Annotated in this window: 2 protein-coding genes; both read right to left on the bottom strand. The window is 65.9% G+C overall.

Going from position 1 to position 1,346, the window contains the following annotated elements; translation table 11 throughout:
- Nucleotides 1-501: NAD(P)H-dependent oxidoreductase (locus VFZ66_00475; protein HEX6287627.1), on the bottom strand; the 501-nt coding region annotated here is incomplete at its 3' end.
- A gap of 108 nt (nucleotides 502-609) precedes the next feature.
- On the bottom strand, nucleotides 610-1,284 hold the full coding sequence (locus tag VFZ66_00470; GenBank protein ID HEX6287626.1) for a MarC family protein: 675 nt from the start codon (nucleotides 1,282-1,284) through the stop codon (nucleotides 610-612).
- Nucleotides 1,285-1,346 lie beyond the last annotated feature (62 nt).

The raw sequence follows: 1,346 nt of genomic DNA, 5'->3' as shown, positions 1-1,346 counted from the left end.
GAGCGTTTCGCGAACCGGGTGGATCCCGACGAAGCCCAGGATGTTGCGCTCGAGGCTCTTGATGCTGTGCGCGCGGAACCACACGCGGTAGACGAGCGCGGGCATGCCCATGGTGACGACCAGCCGCGCGGAGCGGCCGCGCAGCAGCTTGGCGCCGCGTGCCGGTCCTTCGCGGCCGAAGGCGTATCCGGGCCGTGCAATCTGCTCGAGGAAGCCCTTGAGCAGCGCCGGCATGCCGCCCAGCCAGAGCGGAAACAGCAGCACCAGGTGCTCGGCCCACTGGATCGCCTCCTGCGCGGAAACCAGTCCCGCCGGAACCGGCCCCGACTCCCACTGCTCCCGTTCGCGCAGCAGCGGAAAGTCGAGTGTGGTCACGTCCACGATGCGCACCGCGTGACCTGCGGCACGCGCGCCGTCGACATAGGCGGCGCCGAGCGCCCGGACAAAGCGTTCGGGATGCGGATCGGGATGCCCCTGGATCAGGGTGATGCGACGGCTCATGGTGTGCCTGGCTCGACTGGAATCCCGCCGATGCTAAGGAGCGCCCAGCCCTCGCCTGTTGATCTGCGACAGATGCGCTGCTGGTGGACTCCTGGATCGGGCGCGCACTCAGCCGCGCGCGAGCAACTCGGCGACGCCGCTCCAGAGGATCTCGATGCCCACGCACAGCAGAATGAACGCCGCGAGCCGCATCAGCACGATGGTGCCGAGGTCACCGAGCCGCCGCAGCAAGGGCGCGGCGAAGAGGTAGCTCGCGTAGATCACCAGCGCAGTGAGCGTGGCGCCGACCACCGCGGCGACGATCGAGCTGACGTAGACCAGCGGGGTCGGCGCCGCCTTGGTGCCCAGCGCGATCGAGGCGGCGATGGTTCCAGGACCGACCGTCAGCGGGAAACTGATCGGGAAGAAACTGCGCCGGGCGATCTCCTCGTCGTTGAGCTCGGCCGCGCCCTCCGCCACCGTCGCCCGGATCGAATCGTCGACCTTGTCGTTGAGCAGCCGCCAGCCGTTGATCGCCACCACCAAACCGCCGCCGACACGGACGATCGGCAGCGAAATGCCGAAGAAATCGAGCACGTAGGCACCGACCAGCAGTGCGGCAACCAGCAGGAACCAGCAGTTGACCGCAATCTGCTTGGCCATCAGCCGTACCAGCGAGGGATTGCCTCCGGTCATGCCGATGAAGATCGAGGCATTGGCTACCGGATTGATGATCGGCAGCAGCGTCACCGGGATCAGCAACATCGCCTTGAGCAGTTCCAGGATCCAGAGGTCCACGCGCACGCGCCGATCAGTTGAGAATTTACTTGAAGTTAAAGTTACTTCTTACTTGAGGTTAGTTCGAT

Source organism: Herpetosiphonaceae bacterium, assembly GCA_036374795.1.
Taxonomy (GTDB): Bacteria; Chloroflexota; Chloroflexia; order Chloroflexales; family Kallotenuaceae; genus LB3-1.
Note: the sequence above shows the minus strand (reverse complement) of the source record. Positions and strands in the feature narration are given on the sequence as shown.